Origin of the sequence: Bacillus sp. AF62 (assembly GCF_050312695.1) — a bacterium.
Classification (GTDB): domain Bacteria; phylum Bacillota; class Bacilli; order Bacillales; family Bacillaceae_G; genus Bacillus_A; species Bacillus_A cereus.
The window spans coordinates 1-1,008 of the sequence record NZ_JBNPJZ010000113.1; the positions used below are offsets into that span (position 1 = coordinate 1).

A 1,008-nucleotide genomic window follows, 5' to 3' on the forward strand; every position below is an offset into this window, starting at 1 on the left:
TACTTGTATAATTATGTATCATAGAAAATATCCTTTTTTGTACAGATTATACCATAGATTCTAAACAGGTTCTTACACACTAGCAGGGTGGAATTTAATAAAACAGTATGTTATTCAACCGGTTCAAGAATTGTGGAATACAACTAAACAAAAGCTTTCAGATTTAGCTAACTGGATATTAGGAAATTGGGAATCTATAAAATTGTATACACTCGCGGCCTGGAATTTAGTGAAGCAATATGTTATTCAGCCAGTAACAGACGCTTATAATCAGGCAAAGCAAAAATTTACTGATTTATATAATTCAGCTAGAGAAAAATTCGATTCCGTAAAGAATGCAGCGCAAGAAAAATTTGAAGCAGCGAAACGATTTATTATTGATCCAATTAAAGATGCGGTTGATAAAGTAGAGCGATTTGTAGATAAAATCAAGTCATTCTTTAGTAATTTAAGATTAAAAATACCATCTCCAGAAATGCCTAAATTACCACACTTTAGCTTGCAGACTAGTACATGGACAGTTATGGGGAAAAATATCACTATCCCATCAGGCGTTAATGTGGACTGGCGTGCAAAAGGTGGTATCTTCACTAAGCCGACAATATTCGGAATGAACGGTGGCAATCTACAAGGGGCTGGCGAAGCTGGTAATGAAGCTGTTTTACCTTTAAATAAAAAGACACTTGGAGGTATTGGTGCGGGAATCGTAGCAGCCATGCCTCGAGGTCAATTTGCTATGTTAGGTGAAATAAATCAATTAATGAGTGACATGGGACGTATGATGACTAGTTCCGCAAGCCAATTGGCAGGACTAAAAAATGTCATGAGTGGTGTGTATGGAAATATGTCGAATAGCAGACAGGCGATGACAAATAGTGTATCAAATCAAGTTGTTAATAATTCTTTTGGTTCATCAAGTAATGGAGTAACCCCAATGCTTGGCGGTGATTTAGTTGTGGAAGTTCCTGTTGTTTTAGATGGACGAGATGTGGCACGTGGTACTTATCG

Annotated in this window: 1 pseudogene; it reads left to right on the top strand. The window is 36.9% G+C overall.

Going from position 1 to position 1,008, the window contains the following annotated elements:
- Positions 1–70 precede the first annotated feature (70 nt).
- Positions 71–1,008 (top strand): annotated as a pseudogene (locus tag ACQRBL_RS27915) (phage tail tape measure protein); the annotation flags it as partial.